Raw genomic sequence first — 20,699 nt, 5'->3', positions numbered from 1 at the left:
AAAATCATCAATGAAACTTACAGAAGAAAACCAGGAAAAGCTTTCTGTCTTAGAAAAGATTGCAAACGGAATTATTTGGTGGGTAGGTTCTATCCAGTCATTGGTTTTCCATACGATTTTTTTTATCGTCTGTTTTGCATTGCCGATTTTCAATATTGTAGAGTTCGAGCATATGTTGCTGGTACTTACTACAGTTGTCTCTTTAGAGGCCATTTATTTGGCTATTTTCATTCAAATGTCAGTGAACAAAAGTTCTGAACATATCGAAGATCTGAAAGAAGATGTTAATGAGATCCAGGAAGATATTGACGAGATCCAGGAAGATATTGAAGAGATCCAAGAGGACGTAGAGGAGATTCAGGAAGATGTTGAGGAGATCAGCGAGGACGAGGACAGCGAAGACCACAGCGAACGCGCCAGGACCGTAATGTTGAAAAGTAAGGTTACCAATAACAAAAACGACATCAAAAACCTGAAAGATAAGATCAAAGAACTGGAAGGTTTGATTGAAAGTCTAAAAAAAGAAGAGGAGTGATTTAGTTAAAAGCAAGTTGTAATTGTTATTAGCATTACAAAAAAAGCAAGACCAAAAAGTCTTGCTTTAAAATCATTCGATGAATGAAAAATATTATTTACCAAGGTAAGACTTAAGAATCTTACTTCTTGTATTATGTTTCAATCTCTTGATCGCCTTTTCTTTGATCTGACGAACCCTTTCTCTTGTAAGGTCAAAAGTTTCACCGATTTCTTCCAAAGTCATTGGATGTTTTCCGTTCAGCCCGAAATATAATCTCACCAAATCGGCCTCTCTCGGAGTCAAAGTTTGTAGTGCTCTTTCTATCTCGATCTGTAGAGATTCCAGCATTAGATCCTTATCGGGACTTGGCGATTCTCCGGAACGCAAAACATCATATAAGTTAGAATCTTCACCTTCCACAAGTGGCGCATCCATCGATAGGTGACGACCACTGTTTTTCATAGATTCCTTGATGTCCTCCTCGCTCATATCCAGAACTTCTGCCAGCTCTTCCGGAGAAGGCGGTCTTTCGTTCTCTTGCTCCAGGTGAGCATAAGCCTTGTTGATCTTGTTGATAGAACCAATCTTATTCAAAGGTAATCTTACGATTCTCGACTGTTCGGCCAGCGCTTGCAAAATCGATTGACGAATCCACCAAACAGCATAAGAGATGAATTTGAAACCTCTCGTTTCATCATATCTTTTTGCCGCTTTCATCAGACCAAGATTTCCTTCGTTGATGAGATCCGGAAGAGAAAGACCTTGATTCTGATACTGTTTAGAAACCGAAACCACGAAACGTAAGTTAGCTTTGATCAGTTTTTCAAGAGCAGCTCTGTCACCGGCACGGATCCTCTGAGCCAAATCTACCTCCTCGTCAGCGGTGATCAATTCAACTTTTCCGATCTCTTGCAGATACTTGTCTAGTGATGCGGTTTCCCTGTTGGTAACCTGTTTTGTAATCTTTAATTGTCTCATTATAAAAACCTCATTCTATTAGGTTGCATTATATTATACGATCATAACTTGCAAAAGGTTACAAAAATTTTACTTTTGTCAGATTTATATGAGATTTTAACGCTTTTTAAAACATATTAATACAATTTGGGCGTGCTCCGTTTTTTCCCAATGCTTTTCCCAATACAAAAACGGGTCGGTCTACGGGCAGTCGCTTCCCGATGACAAACTTTGCAAAGTTTGTCATCGGGAGAGCTCCAACAATGCCCTTCGCCCTCACGCATTTGCAATTCAGCGCTTGTAAAACATCTTCTCAAACTGCTGTGGCTTTGGAACACTACATCATCTTAACCAACTCAATTTCACAATTAATCCCCATTTCTCTGTAAATCAATCATTCTTAACAAAATTTTGGGAATCAAAATTCTCAGTATCAATTCTAATTGTTATTTTTGCCGGATGTTAAAAAATCTGTTCAGACTTTTTATTGGACTCACCTTATTTTCCTGTGGCAAAGAACCCATCCCGAAGCCAAAAGGAGACCTCCGCCTGGAATATCCAAATCCAAAATATTTGAGATTCGATTCACCTTGCAATTACTCTTTTGACTATTCGGATTTTTCCAGGGTGGAAGATGCCAAAGAAAATTGCTGGTATTATGTCAACTATCCAAAGATGAAAGCAAAGGTTTTCCTGACTTATTTCCCTATCAAAAATGATTTCCCGCTTCACGTGAAAGAAGTTGAGAAAATGGTTTATGAACACACGATCAAAGCAAGTTCCATCGATACCAAATTTTTCCAATACCCGGAGAAAAAAGTATATGGGAATTTTTATGTTCTGAAAGGTCAGACGGCATCTAATGTTCAATTTTTTGTGACGGATAGTACAAGGCATTTCGTAACGGGGAATCTGTATTTCAACTCCCGCCCAAGACCTGATTCATTGGGACCTGCCATCGATTACGTCAAAAGAGACCTTCTCCATATGATAGATTCCTTTGAATGGAAGAAATAAGATTTGAAATTTAGAAAATAATATATAAATATAAAAACTTAGGATTTCCATAACCGGGAATTCCGACATAAAAACTTAAAATATGAAATTACTAGCAGTAGGAACTGTAGCATTTGATGCCATCGAAACACCTTTTGGTAAAACAGATAAGATCCTTGGAGGAGCAGCAACTTTTATTGGTTTGGCGGCTTCTGCTTTGGATACAGACGTGAGTTTGGTTTCTGTTATCGGAGGAGATTTCCCTCAGGAATATCTTGATATGATGATATCTAAAAACATCAATGTTGATGGAGTAGAGGTTGTAAAAGATGGCAAAACCTTTTTCTGGAGCGGAAAATATCACAATGATCTTAATTCTAGGGATACTTTGGTTACAGAACTTAATGTTTTGGCAGATTTTGACCCAAAAGTTCCTGAACATTCATCGGAAGCAGAGGTTCTTTTGTTAGGAAATCTGGACCCTGTGGTTCAGCTTTCGGTTTTGGAAAGAATGAAAACGCAACCGAAACTGGTAATTCTTGATACCATGAATTTCTGGATGGATATCGCCTGGGATAACCTGATGAAAGTGATCGCAAAAACGGATGTCATTACAATCAATGATGAAGAAGCAAGACAACTTTCAGGAGAATATTCTCTTGTAAAAGCGGCTAAGAAGATCCACGAATTGGGACCAAAATATGTGATCATCAAAAAAGGAGAACATGGCGCATTGCTTTTCCACAAAGGGAAAGTTTTTGCAATCCCTGCTTTGCCGCTTGAGGAAGTTTTTGATCCAACAGGCGCTGGTGATACCTTTGCAGGTGGATTTGCCTCATATCTTACCAAGAAAGGTGATTTCAGTTTTGAAACTATGAAAACAGCGATCATCGTTGGTAGTGCAATGGCTTCTTTCACGGTGGAGAAATTCGGTACAGAAAGGATACAAGCGGTTACAAAAGAAGAATTGAGCGAAAGAATTCATCAATTTAAGGAACTGACTTCTTTCGAGTCTGTAATATAATTTAACCTAATCAAAATTTATCACTCAAAAAGGTGTTATAAATTAAAATATACAAAATGAAGAAGATTTTTTTTCCTGTTGTCCTAGCTTCACAAATGGCCTTTTCCCAATATCTTATCGTGGGTAATGACAGTATCTCTGTAAAAGATTATATGAGAGAGAATAAATATGGACTGGAGAATTCTGGTCCGGACAAATCTGTGAACTCTACAGTAGAATTTTTGCTACTGCAACAGTTGGCAAAAGAAAAGAAGGCAGACACGCTTAGTTTTTTTGTGAATACTGTAAATCAGAAATTATCAGAACTAAGAGAGCAAAAATTCTATCCAAAGAATTTGGTCGACCCGTTATTACAGGATTTTGTGAAATCCAGCAATAATGAGATCCAGGTTTTACTTTTCATAAAGGAGAAAAAAGCAGAAGACAAGACCGATTACAAAGCACTTTATAATGAGGTGAAAAGCGGGAAATTGAAGATGGAGGATTTCCTGGCAAAAAATGCCAATCCGGAAGCTGGCAAAGCATTTTATGTAAAACCGGGAATGCTGGATTACGAACTTTATCAGCAAGTAAAAAATACTCCGGTTAACTCTTATACCACTTTCATTGATAAACCGAATGTCGTAGCTTTTGCAAAGGTTGTAAACACAAGACCAAGTCTGGGATATATGATCTTCGGTGTCTTGACAATTCCGAATGATGCAAACTATGAAACAACAAAAGCCAAGATCTATAAAGAATTGGAATCGGGGAAGAAATTTCAAGAAGTCGTAAAAGAATTTGGAGCAACTGAGGATGAAAAGAAATCGGGAGGTGCAGTCATGGGATCTCCTATTTTACCGGATGAAGTTTATAATGCCTTGAAAGGTCAGAAAAAAGATTACTATACCAAAGTGCCGATTTTGTTCAACGACAAATATTTCATTTTCAATATTTATAATATTGAACCCTATACACTTACTGATGCAAATAAATCTTTTTTCCAGAAAGAAATGCTATCAACGAGCTATGGTGAGGAAATGACGGAGAAATTGACAGACTGGCTGAAAACTCAGAACAAATATACGGAAACAACAAATTTTGCGGAAATCAAAAAATCCTACCAGAACTATTTAAATCCAAAAGACACAAAAGAAGTTCTTTTCACTTACGGAAAAAACAAGGTGACCTATGAAGATCTAAAAAAAGCAATGGACTCCCAATACAAGAATCTTGAACAGATGCCAAGCAATCAATGGTCGGATCTTGTGAGTTATCAGGCTATGCAGTATATACTAGGGACTTATGCCAGAGGTTTTGAAGATCTTCCGGAGATAAAACCTGAATTGGATGAACTGAAGAAAAATCTCTATTCAGAATATATCTTCTCAGAATATCTTAAGAATGAGGTCAAGAATAATCCTCAACTTTATACCCAGTATTATAATGAGAACAAATCCAAATTTGTTTGGGAAAAGAGAGCTGTTTCCAGAGTAGCAGTTGTTTCTGATCCGAAACTTGTAAAAGATGTGGAGAAAGAACTAAAGGATCCTAAAAAATGGGAAGCACTCAAAACAAAGTATAAGGATCTGGTAAACGATAAAAATCAGGTCTTGGTCCATTTTGAGGAGGGAAAAGTCCAGGAATCTGCTGATATTTTCAAAAAGCATAATGTACCATTCAAAAAAGGAACATTTCTTACCAAAATTGGTGAGAGGGATGTGATCGTTACTATCGATGAACTTTTGCCGGAACAACAGATGACCCAGGCAGAAGCAGAGCCGGAAATGGATGATGCTGTTACTGAGAAATTATTACAAAAAACAATTGCTGATCAACGTAAAAAAACAAAAGTTGAAATTCAGCCTGCTTTCATGCAAGAACTGAATAAAAATTTTAAGAAATAATTATAATTAAAAATAGAGTAGAATTGGCTGATAATTCTAATTTTGCACCTTAATAAACAATAATAATGTCAAAATACACTAAATGTCTTTTTTTATTGTCAGTATTTATTTTCCTTTTCAGTGGAAAATTATCTGCACAATTACAAAAAGGTCAGCTTATAGATGGTATCGCAGCCGTAATTGGTGATGAGATCGTTCTGGAATCTGACATAGAGGATCAGGCGAACTATGCTAAACAGCAAGGCGCCAATGTCGGGGATAAATGTGATTTTATGGAAAGTATCCTGAATAACAAATTGCTGATCTACGAAGCTAAAAAGGATACGCTTATAGAAAACCGGTCTGCTGCTATAAAAGAAATGGCAGGTAATAAATATAACCAGATCTTGGGACAGTTTCCGGATGAAAAGGCGATGTTGGCGGCGTATAAATTCAGAACAAGTTACGAGATGAAAAATGCGATCGAGAAGATCGATGCGGATAATTATTACGGGCAGGCAAAGTACGGACGTATTACGGATAAAGCGGATGTAACGCCTAATGAAGTAACAGATTTTTATAATCAATTCAAATTCCAACTTCCGAATGTGAAGGATGAGGTATCGCTTTCCAAAATCAGTATCTATCCGAAATTAACTGAAGCCCATAAAAAAGAGATCGTAGATAAACTGAACAAGATCAAGCAGGACATAAAAGGCGGAGAGTCTTTTGAGAATATGGCAAGGATCTATTCAGAAGACGAAGGTTCTGCTGCTGTGGGAGGACTTTATAAGAATATCAATACAGGCCAGATGGTAAAGCCATTCGAAGCAGCGGCTCTTAATCTTCAGGAAGGTGAGCTGTCCGACCCGGTTGAATCCGAGTTTGGCTATCACCTGATACAATTGGTTAAGAGAAATGGTAAAAAATACGATGCCAGACATATTCTGATAAAAAGTACACCGAATGCAGAAGAACTTACGGCCGCTAAAAAAGAATTAGATAGCATCAGAACATTGATCATCGAGAAGAAAATCAGCTTCAAAGATGCAGCTTATAAATTCTCGGATGATAAGAGCAACAAATTCAGTGCAGGTGTGATTGCTAATAATAGTGATGGATCGGACAAATTGGAAAAATTAGGGCTAGATCCTACAATTTCTTATCAGATCGCTGGTCTTAAAAAGGGTGATATTACAGACCCATTTCAGCAAGAAGATTCTCAGAAAAGAAAAATGATAAGCATTATTCAGGTGAATGATATCATAGATGCACACCAGTTGGAGTTATCTACTGATTATGAAAGGATCAAGGATATGGCTCTAAACAAGAAGAAGAATGAAATTGTGGAAAAATGGGTCAATAATAAAATCCCTTCCATCTTCATTTCCATTGATAACAAATACAAGGATTGCAAGTTCCACAGCAATTGGCTGAAAAGTTCTGTAGTGGAAACTAAATGATAATCAATTTTAAAAAACAAAAGGATGGGCGTTTGCTCATCCTTTTTTAGTTTTTTGTAATAAATTTTTTCTAACCAAGATAAAAGGCCTTACAATATCAAATTGTGAGGCCTGTACATTTTAATTAAAAGAGTCAGTAGGATTAAACTTTTAAGATCTCGGCTTCTTTTACTTTCAGATGTTCGTCAGCTTTTTTCACGTAAGCGTCTGTAAGGTCTTGGATATCTTTTTCAACACCTTTTATAAGGTCTTCAGCTACGCCATCCAGTCTTTTCAGTTCTTTGTTACCTTCCTGTCTTGCGTTCCTGATGGTTACCTTTGTCTGGTCGGTTTCTCCTTTTGCCTGTCTTGCCAATTCGCGTCTTCTTTCTTCTGTCAAAGGAGGTACATTGATAATGATCACGTCGCCATTATTAGACGGTGCAAAACCAAGGTTGGAGTTGACGATCCCTTTCGCTATTGCTCCCAAAGCCGTTCTGTCCCAAGGCTGGATAGAAAGTGTCATTGCATCTACTACAGACACGTTCGCAACCTGGCTAAGTGGAGTCGGAGCCCCGTAATATTCTACCATCACATCCTGAACCATAGATGTGGAAGCACGTCCGGCCCTGATCTTTTGAAAAGCGTGTTCCAAATGCTTGATTGCAGCATCCATCTCTTGCTTTACCGATGCTACAATGAGTTCTAATTCTTCCATTGTATATTTAAAATTTGATAATTGACACATATTTTATGAATGATGGATTATATAATTAAGTGATAAATGATCTTAAATCAAAATATCAAAAATCGATCCTCATTTAAACGTTGACTAGTGTTCCTATATTTTCTCCGTCTACTAGTTTTTCCAGATTACCTTCTTTATTCATATCAAAGACGATAATTGGCAGCTTGTTTTCATGACTTAAGGTAAATGCCGTCATGTCCATTACTTTCAGGTTTTTTTCAAAAACTTCATCAAATGACAAGCTGTTGAATTTCACGGCATCTGCATTTTTTTCAGGATCACTATCATAGATTCCATCCACTCTTGTTCCTTTTAGAATCACATCAGCATCTATTTCAATTGCTCTAAGCGTTGCCGCAGTATCTGTTGTGAAATAAGGGTTTCCAGTTCCAGCCCCAAAGATCACAACTCTTCCTTTTTCAAGATGGCGAACCGCTTTTCTTTTGATGAAAGGCTCGGCAACTTTGTCCATTTCTATGGCAGATTGCAATCTTGTAATGATCCCGGCGTCTTCCAAAGCACCTTGTAAAGCCATTCCGTTGATCACTGTTGCAAGCATCCCCATGTAATCTCCCTGAACTCTGTCCATGCCTTTTGCAGCACCTGCTAATCCTCTGAAAATATTACCGCCGCCAATTACGATTGCAACTTCGCAACCCTTATCAACTACTTTTTTGATCTCTACTGCATATTCTTTCAGTCTATCATTGTCGATACCATATTGGCGTTCTCCCATAAGTGCCTCACCACTTAGTTTCAGAAGGATTCTTTTATATTTCATTATTTTTGTTGTTACTTTTTCTTAGTTTATCAGATCGAATTCCTCTTATCAGGCAAATTCAAATTTATTTTAAATTTTGACTGTGCAAATATAATGAAAGCAAAAGAATTACGTTAATGAAAAAGATAGTAGTGTAAAAATTTTGATTAGTATCAAAATAGATTATTTTTGCAAAGCCAAGATATAGTGTTGAAGAAGTTTTACTACCTTTTTTTTATCATAATTTCCAAAGTGGTTTTTTCCCAGACAGGGACCACGGTCTATCAGTTCCTTAATATTCCGATTTCTCCGAGGCAAGCCGTTTTGGGAGATGCTATCTCTGTTCGTGATTATGATGTGAACTTTACAGCTGCCAATCCGGCTCTGATGAACCTGGAAATGGATAAAATGTTATCTGTAAATTATGCTTCTTATCTTGCGGATACAAAGATCGGGAGCATTAGTTATGTTCGTGATATGGAGTATGGCCATCTGGTCTCGTTCAATGCAAGATATATGGATTATGGCTCTATGCCGAGGACCGATGAAAGTTCTAATATCAATGGTGATTTCTCTGCAATGGATGCATCAGTAGGATTAGGTTATGCCTATCAGTTCGAAGATGATTGGACAATAGGGATGAATGTAAATTATGTGACCTCTAAAATAGATACCTATTCATCTTCTGCCATTACAGCCAATGCAGGAGTTACCTATTATTTTGATAAGACCAATGAAACGTTGGCCCTGGTTTTTCGTAATTTTGGTTATCAGATTCGCCCTTATAATGGTGTAAGGGAAAAACTTCCTTTTCGCGTAGACCTTGGTTATACCAAGATTTTGAATGAGTTTCCTGCTGCGCTTACTATTACTGCACACGACCTGCAAGAGTTCAATATCTCTCCGGATACCGATATCAATGGACAGCCTACAAAATTCGGTAGGAAAGTTTTAGACCATTTGTCTTTGGGAGCCGAGTTGTTTCCTGGTCAGGCTTTTAATATTAGAGTAGGTTATAATGTGAAGAGAGGAGGTGATCTTGCTGTGCTCGACCAGAGAAATTTCACGGGATTATCAGCTGGATTCAGCATCAAGATCTCTTCTTTCAGGTTCGATTATTCTCATATGCGTTATCACAATGCTTCCAATGTCAACATGCTTGGTCTTACGATGGATCTTATAGAACTTGGAGGAAACAGGAGATAAAGTCAAGTTTCTAAAGAAGGATATTGAAAGTCAATATTTAAAGAATTAAATTTCTAGATCAAACAAATTCCTTAATGTCGAGAGCTTAAATTTTTTTAATTTTGTGGCATGACAAAAAAGCCGGTAATCGCTATAGACGGATTTTCATCTACAGGGAAAAGTTCTATTTCTAAAATCATTGCAAAAAAATTGGGTCTGATTCATATGGACACGGGTGCACTTTATAGGGGTGTTACTTTTTATGCTATTCAGAATTGTGTAGATGCTGACAAAAATGTAGACATTGATAAATTAATTGCTGATCTTCCAAAGATCAATCTGGAATTTCAGGATATTGATGGCGAGCTTAAACTTTTTCTTAACGGTAAGAATATAGATAGGGAAATCAGATTTCCACAGGTTTCGGACAATGTAAGTCAGGTAGCAAAAGAGGCTGATGTGAGAAGTTTTTTACTGAAAACGCAACGCGATATTGCTAAAAAAGGAGGTGTGATCATGGATGGCAGAGATATCGGAACAGTTGTCCTTCCAAATGCCGATTACAAATTTTTTATGACAGCAAGTCAGGATGAACGTGCCAGAAGGCGTTTTCTGGAATTGGAATTGGCTGGCGAAAAAACTGATATTGAAACAGTGAAGAAAAATCTCATCTCGAGAGACAAAATTGACAGCGAAAGAGAAGTCTCCCCTCTTAAACAAGCTGATGATGCCATTCTTATAGATAATACAAATATCAATAAAGAAGAAACGATAAAGTTGATTTTGTCCTATATCAAAAAGTTTTAACAAAATTTTAAGAAGTTTATTTTTTCTTTGGCATTTTAGTTGTAAATTTAGAATTATCAAATCGAAATTTTTAAATTAACTAAAAAATTATAAATAATGTCAAAAAAATCAAATTCAGCAGCGGTATTAGCTGCATTGTTGGCAGGAGCAGCTACAGGTGTAGTTCTAGGATTGCTTTATGCGCCAGAAGAAGGTAAAGAAACCAGAAAAAAAATCAGAGAAAAGGCGAATGACCTAAAAGATAAAGCTGTAGACGAGTATGGCAAAACATCTGAAAAAGTTAAAGATAAATACTCGGAAGTGTCCCACAATGTAAAGGATAAATATCAGTCTTTGTCTTCAACGTTCAAAGAAACAGCTCAAAATGTAGCTTCAACTGTGAAAGACAGTTATGATAAGTACAAAGATCAGATCGTTTCAAAAACTTCTGATGTTGTAAAAGATGTAGAGACCGAATTGGATGGTTTGAAATAATAACCCTTTAAATAGCTATAAAAAGGAATTTAGTTTCTAAGTTCCTTTTTTTGTAAATAAAAGTGTAATTTTATATTTAACAAGATTCTTATGATTGATATTATAAAAGATTATACAACCAAGCGATTGGATCTTCTCAAGTTGCAATTTACAGAGAAGTCTTCATTGTCAGCTGGCATCATCGCATTTCTTTCTATTGTTTTGATTGCATTCTCATTTTTTATTATTCTTTTCAATTTCGGGATTGCGTTTCTTATTGGGCAGTCTTTAGGTAATGCCGCTTATGGATTTTTGATTGTTGCCGGATTTTATTTTCTATTGATGTTGATCGTCATTGTCTTGAAGAAAAAAATTGTGACATCTATAGCAAATCAGGTAATAGAATTTTTAAAACATTAAAATTATGGCAACTAACTACAATAATCTGCAAGAGCTTAGAAATCAGAAAAAACTCCTGAAACATGAGATCGGAGAACTCGAGGATATTATTACTTTCAAAAGTAAGAAAGAAAGTCTAGGAGTGTTGACCCATGGTTTTACAGACAAGTTCTTGAAAGAAACAAAAAATGAGGATGGTGATACTTCTCTCTCTCTCGATACTCAGAATATTATGAGAGAAATATCTTCCGGGATTAAAGAATCCGCATCTAAAAAAAATATTCTCGGTCTGGCCAATGATAGTTTACGATCAGGATTGCTGGAGAATACGATAAAAATGGGCGTTGTAACTTTGGTAGGTAATTTTGCGAAAAAAAGTGTGATGAATAAAAATTGGAAAAGAAAAGCCTTAGGTCTTGCGCTGGTATATGTTGCACCCTATGCTCTGAGATTTATCAGAAAAAAACTAGACGACTATCAAAAGAATAAAGCAGCCTCTAGCCTCGAGAAACTAATTTGAATTTATTTCAATAGTGGATAATTTTTATTTTTTAGAAAAAATTTCCCCCAGTATGATTCCGGCGGACATAGATACGTTCAGACTTTCGGTAGATTGATTTTTGCCGAATCTTGGGATTGTGATCATTTTTGAAATAAGATTTTCTGTAGAAGCTCGCAGTCCGTTTCCTTCATTCCCAAATATCAATGAGAATTTTTCCGGAAAATCGGTTTCATATATATTTTCCCCGTTCATATCCGTCCCCAGGGTCGGATATGGATATGTTGATAGGTATTCTTCCAGATCTGTATAGCAAACATTCACTCTTAGAAAGGATCCCATCGTTGCTTGTATGACTTTTGGATTATAAACATCTACTGTATCATTGCTACAAATGATCTGTTCTATCCCGAACCAGTCCGCCAGTCTTATGATCGTTCCAAGATTGCCCGGGTCCTGGATGCCGTCTAATATCAATTGAATGGAAACCTCTTTTAATATTTTATTCTCTGGGATCTTACAAACCGCGACAGAATCTTTCGGATGTTGAAGAAAACTTATTTTTTTCAGTTCGTTGGGCAAGATTTTCTCAATTTCTTTCGTTTTAAAAGATAAATTTTCCGGATTTACGGAGTACAGATTTTCAATTTCATAATCAGAATTTGGCAGTTCTTTTATGATTTTATTACCTTCAACTAAAAACAAATTGTATTTTTGCCTGTATTTCTTTTTGTCCAGAGATTGTATAGTCTTTATAGTATGAGCCGTAAGCATATCAACAAATATTTTCAAAAGTATCATATATTTTATTATTCCACAATTTTAAGTGTGTTTTTGTATGCTTGTAACGTGACAAAAAAAGTTCCCGATGGTGACTATCTGCTTACAAAGAACAAATTCGAATATACCGATGGACAATTACTTTCGGATGAGATCCCAGATCTTGTCGCCCAGAAGCCTAATAAAAAAACGCTGTTTGCCATACCTTTGGGATTGATCCTCTATAATAAAGCCAATCCCAAGTATGATACCATTTTGAAAGAATATATGACCTATCCGAGTGAGATGAGAAATCAGAAACTCAGAGATTCCCTTTTCAGGAAATACGAACATCCGGAATTTGTGGGACGAAACCTTTTTTGGAATCGATTTTTTCATAGTGTTGGAGAAGCTCCTGTTATATATAGCGATGCTAAAACAAAACAAAGTGCTAAGAGTATTAATAATAAACTGATCAACAAAGGATACTGGGATGCGGAAGTTAAAACCAGTGTGAAAAAAGATTCTGCAGGTAAAAAAGCGGAGGTCAGCTATATCATTACTCATAAAGATCCTACTTATATCAAGGATTATTTTTATAATATACCAGATCAGAATATCAGAAGTCTGTATGAATTCCAATTCCATAAAAGTTTTGTTAAAAAAGGACAGATTCTGGATGAAAGTGTTCTTGAAAAGGAGATCACTAGAATCAATAATCAAATGAAGGAAGAGGGTTATTATAAATTCAATAATGATAATCAGGATATCTATTTTGTTGCAGATTCTCTGCATGGCAGAAAGAATGTTCCAGTTGTGATGAATATCATCCGAGATTCTCTCAACACACCTTACAGAAAATCGACAATTGGTAAAATTACAGTTGCAGTGGCAAGGAATATCAATGATGTCAATAAGCTTCCTTTGAAGGATAGTTTGAGAGGTATCAATATTTTGAGGAAAGATACTGCGTATTCTGTGAATTCTTTATGGCTGCCAATTATTTTAAAACCTGGCGAGGTTTATAAGCAGACCAATTTGGATCTCACCAGAAAGAATCTCATTGCTATGAATAATTTTACGATACTGAAAGCTTCCGATGATTTTAGGAAAGGCTCAGATAGTATCATAGATGTGGAATATGTTTTGAGTCCATTACGAAAATATGAGTTCAATATTGCTACTGATCTGCATTATTCTCAAATCCTGAATTTTGGTTTTTCGCCATCTGTAGATCTTACGTCCAGGAATATATTTGGTGGGGCGGAAAACTTGACGACAAGTTTTTCCGGGATCATAGGAACGACAAAAGATCCTAAAAATCCTGATGCATTTTTCAATGCCTACGAATTATCTGCCCAAACATCTCTTCAGTTTCCGAGATTGTTGGTTCCATTTAGAAAATATTATAAATGGATTCCAAAGAAATATTCCCCGATAACGAGCATAAATCTGGGAGCCTCTGTACAAAATAATATCGGATTGGGCAGGATCAACTTCAATGCAGGGCTTAATTACTTTGCCAATGTGGATAATGGAAGGATTCAGCATAAATTGACACTTTTCAATACACAGCTGAGTTTGACACAGAACAAAGATAAATATTATGATTACTTCCCTGCAGAAGATGTGATCAGGCAAACGGTGTTTGGTTGGTATGAAGATATCTATCCCGATGTAAACACAAATAATTATTCTTATGACCAGATCTCTAAAATGATCATCAATGACCAGGCATTTTTGTCATCTATTTCTACAGAGAATCAAGATACGATCAATGCTTTCAGACAATCATTGATCAATAAGGACAGACAAACTCAGGATGTTATCATTTCTTCGATCATCTATAATTTTACATATAATGAAATAGGGAAAAAAGATTACACAAATCCAATGTTTTTTAGTGGGAAAGTAGAATTTGCGGGAAATACGCTTAACCTTCTTTCTCGTAGAGAACACGAGGATGGAGTAGTTTCGGGTAATTCTAAAACAATTTTCAAGATCCCGTTTTCGCAGTTTATAAAATTTGACCTTGATTTCAAAAAATATTTCAGCTTCTTTAATGATAGGACTAAGCCTCACACATTGGCATTTCGTCAGTTTGTTGGGGTGGGGATTCCTTATGGGAATTCTTCTTCCATGCCTTTTGTCAGATCATATTTTAATGGTGGTGCTTACGATATCAGAGCCTGGGTTGCTTTCGGAGGATTAGGTCCTGCTGATTCCCAATTGGATGAGAGAGTGCGTTCTTATGCTATGGACAATGTGAAGCTCACAACCAGTATAGAGTATCGTATGCCCCTTACAGATATGTTTGAAGCAGCACTTTTTACAGATGCGGGTAATATCTGGGGGCTTAAGGATAATGGATTTGGCGATCAGTTCAAGTTCAAAAAATTTATTAGCCAGATGGGAGTCGGGAGTGGCTTTGGATTAAGGATCAACATTGCCTATGTCAATCTTAGATTGGACATGGCCTACAAAGTACATGACCCTAATAGACCGGAAGGAAGCCGATGGGTGATCAATAAAATAAAACCATTGCAGCCTACCGTTAACTTTGCGATTGGTTACCCTTTCTAAATCTGATATTTTACAATGCGTCTTTTCAAATTTATAATCATTATATCCTTTTGCCTGTTCGGTATCTATTCTATTTCCATGAATTTTGTGGATGAGAGTAAAAATTTTACTTATCGATCAGAGATAAACTATCCTGTGGACAAAGTTTTTCCTCAGTTCAATAATCTTCAGAACTTTACCACTTGGAATGATTATTTCACAGGAAAGAAAGATCTGAATTTTACATATTTTACACCTTATGAGGGAATTGGAAGTGCCATGAAGTATTCTGACAAGGATAACGGAGAATTTGGCGATTTTTTTATTCGTTATTCCAATCCCAATCGTACGCTTCGTTATCAGCTTTTCGACGGGGAGAATGAGAATCCTTATTTGATAGACGTCAAATTTACAGCAGCAGGCAATAAGACCAAAATGCTTTGGAATGTGCAAACTCCCAAAAGAAGCTATCTTGAAAGGTCTTTGAACCTAGTTGCAGAAGATTTTTTTGTTGAGAATATTGATAAAAGTGTGAAAAATCTTTATCAGTTATTAGGGAATAAAGTAGATAAAGAGCAGAAACTGGCATCTGTTAAATATGACAGCCTGATGGTAGAAAACAGGGAAGGAGGATTGCTATTAGGTGTTAATGTGAGTACAAGGAATACGAAAGATATACTTTTCAAAAACGTCATTATGAATCATGGTAAGGTTCTGAATTTCGTCAGGTCTGATCTTGGCAAAAAAGATGATGAATTCGGTGCGCCCGTATTGCTTATAAATCCTTCCAATCTCAAAGACAAGGAGGTCTCCTATTTTTATGGCGTTCCGTTGTCAAAAAGAGTTGCCGTAAGTGATAATAATTTCAACTTTCAGACCATGAACGCTTCCAAGGTCTATGTGATGTATTATCAAGGAAATTATAACAACAGGGTCAAAAATGTACAGCAACTGTTAAAACAGGCAAAAAAAGATACTTTGAGAAACGGTCTTCTTATAGAAGAGTTTCTTGAAGATCCAACTGAAAATCAAGACGTAAAGCTTAAATTATCCTTGCCAGTTTTCCGATAGGTCAATCTGATAAATATCACGTATATTTATCGCAATAAATCATTACATTTAATGCTGATCAACAAAAATTTAGTAATTTTGTTGGCAATTATTTAAAATTAAAATTTTAACAGATAATCTGTAATAATGGATAAATTTTCATTTCTAAATGCCGTACATGCTCAGTTAATTGACGATATGTATGAGCAGTACAAAAAATACCCTGATGCTCTAGAACCTTCTTGGAAAGCATTTTTTCAAGGTTTCGATTTCGCTTTAGAAAATTATGGCGAAGATGCAGAGGTTACAGCAGTATCTACAGGTTCTGCACCGGTTCAATATGCTCAGCAAGCTGTTACAAACAACACGGTTTCAGAAGATATCACAAAAGAATTCAAAGTTGTAAATCTAATCGAAGCTTATCGCTCAAGAGGACACCTTTTTACAAAAACCAATCCTGTAAGAGAAAGAAGACATTACTTTCCGACACTTGATATAGAAAATTTCGGATTGTCCAAGGACGACCTTAATAAAAAATTCAATTCTGCAACTCAGACCGGGATGCCTGGTCCTGCAACTTTGCAAGAGATCATCACACACCTTCAGAACATCTATTGTGATTCTATCGGTGTGGAGTATATGCATATTCAGAATGTAGAAGAGAAAAAGTGGATCATGGAATGGGTGAACGTCAACGAAAACCACCCCAATCTTTCTGCTAAGGAAAAAACTGAAATTCTTTTCAAATTGAATCAGGCGGTTGCGTTTGAAAATTATTTACATACAAAATTCGTGGGACAAAAACGTTTCTCTCTGGAAGGTGGTGAATCTTTGATTCCTGCGCTTGACCAATTGATCACGCGTTCTTCTCAGTTAGGTGTTGATGAGGTTGTTCTTGGGATGGCTCACAGAGGACGTCTGAATGTATTGACCAATATTTTCCAAAAGTCTTACAAACAGATTTTCTCAGAATTCGAAGGAAAAGAGTTCGAAGAAGATGTTTTCTCGGGTGATGTTAAATATCACTTAGGTTCTTCTAAGAAAATCACTACAGCAAACGGAGAAGAAGTAAGAATCAACCTTACTCCGAATCCATCGCACCTTGAAACTGTTGCCGCACTTGTAGAAGGAATCTGTAGAGCTAAAGTTGACAATACTTACAAAGACGATTATTCCAAAGTTTTACCAATTGTGATCCACGGTGATGGTGCAATTGCCGGGCAGGGTATCGTTTATGAGATTGCTCAGATGATGAACCTGGAAGGTTACAGAACAGGTGGTACAGTTCACATTGTTGTCAATAACCAGGTCTCTTTTACAACCAATTATATGGATGCAAGATCGTCTGTCTATTGTACTGATATTGCAAAAGTAACAGATTCTCCTGTGATGCACATCAATGCTGATGATGTAGAAGCGGTGGTTCATGCGATCAGATTTGCCGCAGATTTCCGTGCGAAGTTTGGCAAGGATGTTTATATCGATCTTTTGGGTTATAGAAAATATGGCCATAATGAAGGCGATGAACCAAGATTCACTCAACCGAATCTTTATAAAACAATTTCAAAACACCCAAATCCAAGAGAGATCTATAAAGACCTTTTGATCAAGGAAAATGTAGTTTCTGATGAAGTTTTGAAAAAAATGGAGCAGGAGTTCAAAGCGTTGCTTGATGAGAACTTTGATGCATCCAAAGAAATAGAGAGAAACACGATGGACATCTTTATGAAAGATGACTGGACAGATTTCCCAATCGGAGGAAAAGGTTGTGTTTCTAATTCTAAAGTTGATACGACTTACGATCTGGAAAAACTTAAAGAGCTAGCAATCAAGATTTCGACACTTCCTGCAGATAAAAAGTTCATTAATAAAATTACCCGTCTTTTCGAAAATAGAGTCAAGATGGTAGAAAATAATTCTTTGGATTGGGCATTAGGAGAGTTGTTAGCTTATGCAACACTTTTGACTGAAGGCTACAATGTAAGAATCTCCGGTGAAGATGTGGAAAGAGGAACATTCTCTCACCGCCATGCTGTTGTGAAAACAGAAGATACTGAAGAAGAATACATCCCGCTTCGTCACGTCAACGAGCAGAGATTTGATGTTTATAACTCTCACTTGTCAGAATATGGCGTCTTAGGTTATGACTACGGTTATGCGATGGCTGCACCGAAAACTTTGACAATTTGGGAAGCTCAGTTCGGAGATTTCACAAATGGTGCTCAGATTATTGTTGACCAATATTTGGTTGCTGCCGAAGAAAAATGGAAGATCCAAAACGGATTGGTAATGATGTTGCCACATGGTTCAGAAGGCCAGGGTGCAGAACACTCTTCCGCAAGGTTGGAGAGATTCCTGACACTTTGTGCCAATGAAAATATCATTGTTGCAAACATTACTTCTCCTGCAAACTATTTCCACTTGCTGAGAAGACAGATGAAATTCGGATTCAGAAAACCATTGGTTATTATGACACCGAAATCTTTATTGAGACATCCAAAAGTAGTTTCTCCATTGGAAGATTTAGCAAACGGAAGTTTCCAACCGGTTTTGGACGACCCGACTGCCGATGCTGCAAAAGTTGAAAGAGTGGTGCTTTGTACAGGTAAGTTATATTACGATCTATTAGCTAAGAAAGAAGAGATCAATGATGATAAAGTAGCTTTGGTAAGATTGGAGCAGGTTTACCCATTGGATCTTGAAAAAATCAATTCGATCTTTGATAAATATAAAAATAAGAAAGAACTGATCTGGGCTCAGGAAGAACCTGAAAATATGGGTGCTTGGAGTTTCATTCTTAGAAACTTCAGAGATACAGGTATCCAGCTGATTTCTCCGGTTGCAAGCGGAACTCCTGCTCCGGGAAGTCACAAAATGTTTGAGAAAAATCAAACCAAAATTATCAACGAGGTTTTTCAAACAGAAGATGCACCTGCAAAAAGACCAGTAACAGCTTAATAAAATTAATAAACTATAAAGAATAACAATCTTAATAGGATTGTTCTGAAATTAAAAACAATTATTAGTATGTCAATATTAGAAATGAAAGTTCCTTCACCGGGAGAATCAATCACAGAAGTTGAAATTGCAACGTGGTTAGTACAAGATGGTGATTACGTAGAAAAAGACCAGCCGATTGCAGAGGTAGATTCTGACAAGGCAACTTTGGAACTTCCTGCTGAGCAAAGTGGAATCATTACTTTGAAAGCAGAAGAAGGAGAAGTGGTACAAGTTGGTCAGGTAGTTTGTCTTATCGATATGGATGCTGCAAAACCAGCAGGAAGTGCTGCAGCAGCTGAGGCTCCGAAAGAAGAACCAAAAGCAGAAGTTAAAAAAGAAGAGCCTGCTCCGGTAAAAGCAGAAGCTCCAAAAGTTGAAACTTATGCTGCTCAAACACCTTCGCCTGCTGCTAAAAAAATCCTTGACGAAAAAGGGATTGCTCCAAGCCAGGTAACTGGTACAGGCAGAGATGGCAGAATCACGAAAGATGATGCTGTAACTGCTTCTGTTCCTGCAATGGGAAATGCTCCGGCTGGTGGAAACAGAGCCCAGACAACTACAAAACTTTCAGTTCTTAGAAGAAAGATTGCTGCAAGATTGGTTTCTGTTAAAAATGAAACGGCGATGTTGACAACTTTCAACGAGGTTGATATGTCTGAGATCTTCAGGATCAGAAAACAATACAAAGAAGAATTCGCTGCAAAACACGGGATTGGACTTGGCTTTATGTCTTTCTTTACAAAAGCTGTAACAAGAGCATTGAAACTTTATCCGGACGTGAATGCTTCTATTGATGGTGATTTCAAAATCAATTATGATTTTGCAGATATCTCTATCGCAGTTTCCGGGCCAAAAGGTTTGATGGTCCCTGTTCTTAGAAATGCTGAAAATATGACCCTTAGAGGTGTTGAAGCTAACATCAAGGATCTGGCAACTAAAGTTAGAGACGGAAAAATCACTGTTGACGAAATGACTGGTGGAACATTCACGATTACAAATGGTGGAACTTTCGGTTCTATGATGTCAACTCCGATCATCAATCCTCCTCAATCTGCAATCTTAGGAATGCACAACATTATCCAAAGACCGGTTGCAGTTGACGGGCAAGTTGTTATCAGACCAATGATGTACGTTGCAATGTCTTATGACCACAGAATCATCGACGGAAAAGAGTCCGTAGGTTTCTTGGTTGCTGTGAAAGAAGCGATTGACAATCCAGTGGAATTCCTAATGGATGGCGACGAAAGAAAAGCATTAGAATTGTAAGAAATTACAAACAAGATATTTAAAGAGAGCATTTTGCTCTCTTTTTTTTGTTAAATAATTATTATTTGGGCAGCTATTTCCGCCTTCCGCTCCCAATCTTTTTTGCAGAACCATTTGATATTAAATAGAAATTTTGCACAAGCAAAAAAGGATTTCCGCTCAAGTCGGGCTGCAGATTCGACATCAAAACAACAGTTGCCTTAAAAACATATTATTGTCATTCTGAAAGAATCTAAACTTAGCTGTCGAGATTCCTCCGGAGTGACAAACACACTTTTATGATTATGAAACTTTGATGAGTTTTGAAGTTTATGCTGAGCTTGTCGAAGTACCTTTGCGAACCTTAAAGATATTTTCAATAATTAATAAAATCTTTGTGTTCTTGGCGTTCGAAAAATTTTTCGAGTTAA

18 protein-coding genes are annotated in these 20,699 nt (G+C 36.8%); 14 read left to right on the top strand and 4 right to left on the bottom strand.

Features of this window, described 5'->3' with window-relative positions; all coding sequences use genetic code 11:
• Positions 1-10 precede the first annotated feature (10 nt).
• Positions 11-535, top strand: a complete 525-nt coding sequence (locus K319_RS0112025; RefSeq protein ID WP_027383823.1) for a coiled-coil domain-containing protein — start codon at positions 11-13, stop codon at positions 533-535.
• A 93-nt stretch (positions 536-628) separates the two neighbouring features.
• Here K319_RS0112025 and K319_RS0112020 read toward each other — a convergent pair whose 3' ends face one another.
• Positions 629-1,495: a sigma-70 family RNA polymerase sigma factor gene (locus tag K319_RS0112020; protein ID WP_027383822.1), complete on the bottom strand. Its 867-nt coding sequence runs from the start codon at positions 1,493-1,495 to the stop codon at positions 629-631.
• A 438-nt stretch (positions 1,496-1,933) separates the two neighbouring features.
• On the opposite strand from K319_RS0112020, the gene gldD reads away from it, so the two are divergent.
• The 4 genes from gldD (at position 1,934) to K319_RS0112000 (ending at position 6,822) form a co-directional block, all read left to right on the top strand.
• A complete protein-coding gene (gldD, locus tag K319_RS0112015; protein ID WP_027383821.1) occupies positions 1,934-2,491 on the top strand; it encodes a gliding motility lipoprotein GldD in 558 nt (185 codons plus the stop codon).
• Positions 2,492-2,573: 82 nt separating this feature from the next.
• A complete protein-coding gene (locus K319_RS0112010) occupies positions 2,574-3,494 on the top strand; it encodes a PfkB family carbohydrate kinase (RefSeq protein ID WP_027383820.1) in 921 nt (306 codons plus the stop codon).
• Positions 3,495-3,550: 56 nt separating this feature from the next.
• Entirely contained in the window at positions 3,551-5,380 is a 1,830-nt protein-coding gene (locus tag K319_RS0112005) for a hypothetical protein (RefSeq protein WP_027383819.1), read from the top strand.
• Positions 5,381-5,445: 65 nt separating this feature from the next.
• Positions 5,446-6,822: a peptidylprolyl isomerase gene (locus K319_RS0112000; protein WP_027383818.1), complete on the top strand. Its 1,377-nt coding sequence runs from the start codon at positions 5,446-5,448 to the stop codon at positions 6,820-6,822.
• A gap of 142 nt (positions 6,823-6,964) precedes the next feature.
• Here K319_RS0112000 and frr read toward each other — a convergent pair whose 3' ends face one another.
• Both frr and pyrH read right to left on the bottom strand, forming a co-directional pair.
• Complete coding sequence (gene frr / locus K319_RS0111995) at positions 6,965-7,519, bottom strand: ribosome recycling factor (protein WP_027383817.1); 555 nt, start codon at positions 7,517-7,519, stop codon at positions 6,965-6,967.
• A 103-nt stretch (positions 7,520-7,622) separates the two neighbouring features.
• Positions 7,623-8,330 (bottom strand): UMP kinase, encoded by a 708-nt coding sequence (pyrH, locus tag K319_RS0111990; protein WP_027383816.1) that lies wholly within the window; start codon positions 8,328-8,330, stop codon positions 7,623-7,625.
• 189 nt (positions 8,331-8,519) lie between these two features.
• Here pyrH and porQ point away from each other — a divergent pair, with 189 nt between their 5' ends.
• From porQ to K319_RS0111965, 5 genes are all read left to right on the top strand, one after another.
• Positions 8,520-9,515: a type IX secretion system protein PorQ gene (gene porQ, locus K319_RS0111985; protein WP_027383815.1), complete on the top strand. Its 996-nt coding sequence runs from the start codon at positions 8,520-8,522 to the stop codon at positions 9,513-9,515.
• 108 nt (positions 9,516-9,623) lie between these two features.
• Positions 9,624-10,301: a (d)CMP kinase gene (gene cmk, locus K319_RS0111980; RefSeq protein WP_027383814.1), complete on the top strand. Its 678-nt coding sequence runs from the start codon at positions 9,624-9,626 to the stop codon at positions 10,299-10,301.
• Between the two features lie 96 nt (positions 10,302-10,397).
• Complete coding sequence (locus K319_RS0111975; RefSeq protein WP_027383813.1) at positions 10,398-10,775, top strand: YtxH domain-containing protein; 378 nt, start codon at positions 10,398-10,400, stop codon at positions 10,773-10,775.
• Positions 10,776-10,865: 90 nt separating this feature from the next.
• Positions 10,866-11,174, top strand: coding sequence for a hypothetical protein (locus K319_RS0111970; RefSeq protein ID WP_027383812.1), 309 nt, complete (start codon positions 10,866-10,868; stop codon positions 11,172-11,174).
• Positions 11,175-11,178: 4 nt separating this feature from the next.
• Positions 11,179-11,673 (top strand): hypothetical protein, encoded by a 495-nt coding sequence (locus tag K319_RS0111965; protein WP_027383811.1) that lies wholly within the window; start codon positions 11,179-11,181, stop codon positions 11,671-11,673.
• 24 nt (positions 11,674-11,697) lie between these two features.
• Here the strand turns inward: K319_RS0111965 and K319_RS0111960 are convergent, their stop codons facing one another.
• On the bottom strand, positions 11,698-12,426 hold the full coding sequence (locus K319_RS0111960) for a TrmH family RNA methyltransferase (RefSeq protein WP_027383810.1): 729 nt from the start codon (positions 12,424-12,426) through the stop codon (positions 11,698-11,700).
• Between K319_RS0111960 and tamL the strand changes: the two genes are divergently transcribed.
• The 4 genes from tamL to odhB all read left to right on the top strand — a co-directional run bounded on the left by tamL (position 12,412) and on the right by odhB (position 20,289).
• Positions 12,412-14,994 (top strand): translocation and assembly module lipoprotein TamL, encoded by a 2,583-nt coding sequence (tamL, locus tag K319_RS0111955; protein ID WP_027383809.1) that lies wholly within the window; start codon positions 12,412-12,414, stop codon positions 14,992-14,994. The genes K319_RS0111960 and tamL overlap by 15 nt on opposite strands.
• Positions 14,995-15,009: 15 nt before the next feature.
• A complete protein-coding gene (locus K319_RS0111950; RefSeq protein WP_027383808.1) occupies positions 15,010-16,044 on the top strand; it encodes an SRPBCC family protein in 1,035 nt (344 codons plus the stop codon).
• A 126-nt stretch (positions 16,045-16,170) separates the two neighbouring features.
• Positions 16,171-18,981 carry a 2-oxoglutarate dehydrogenase E1 component gene (locus K319_RS0111945; protein ID WP_027383807.1) on the top strand — a complete coding sequence of 937 codons (2,811 nt, stop codon included), beginning with the start codon at positions 16,171-16,173 and terminating at the stop codon, positions 18,979-18,981.
• 69 nt (positions 18,982-19,050) lie between these two features.
• Complete coding sequence (gene odhB, locus K319_RS0111940) at positions 19,051-20,289, top strand: 2-oxoglutarate dehydrogenase complex dihydrolipoyllysine-residue succinyltransferase (protein ID WP_027383806.1); 1,239 nt, start codon at positions 19,051-19,053, stop codon at positions 20,287-20,289.
• Positions 20,290-20,699: the final 410 nt, after the last annotated feature.

Source organism: Epilithonimonas caeni DSM 17710 (assembly GCF_000426465.1).
Classification (GTDB): Bacteria; Bacteroidota; Bacteroidia; order Flavobacteriales; family Weeksellaceae; genus Epilithonimonas; species Epilithonimonas caeni.
This window is presented reverse-complemented; position numbering and strand designations above follow the sequence as displayed.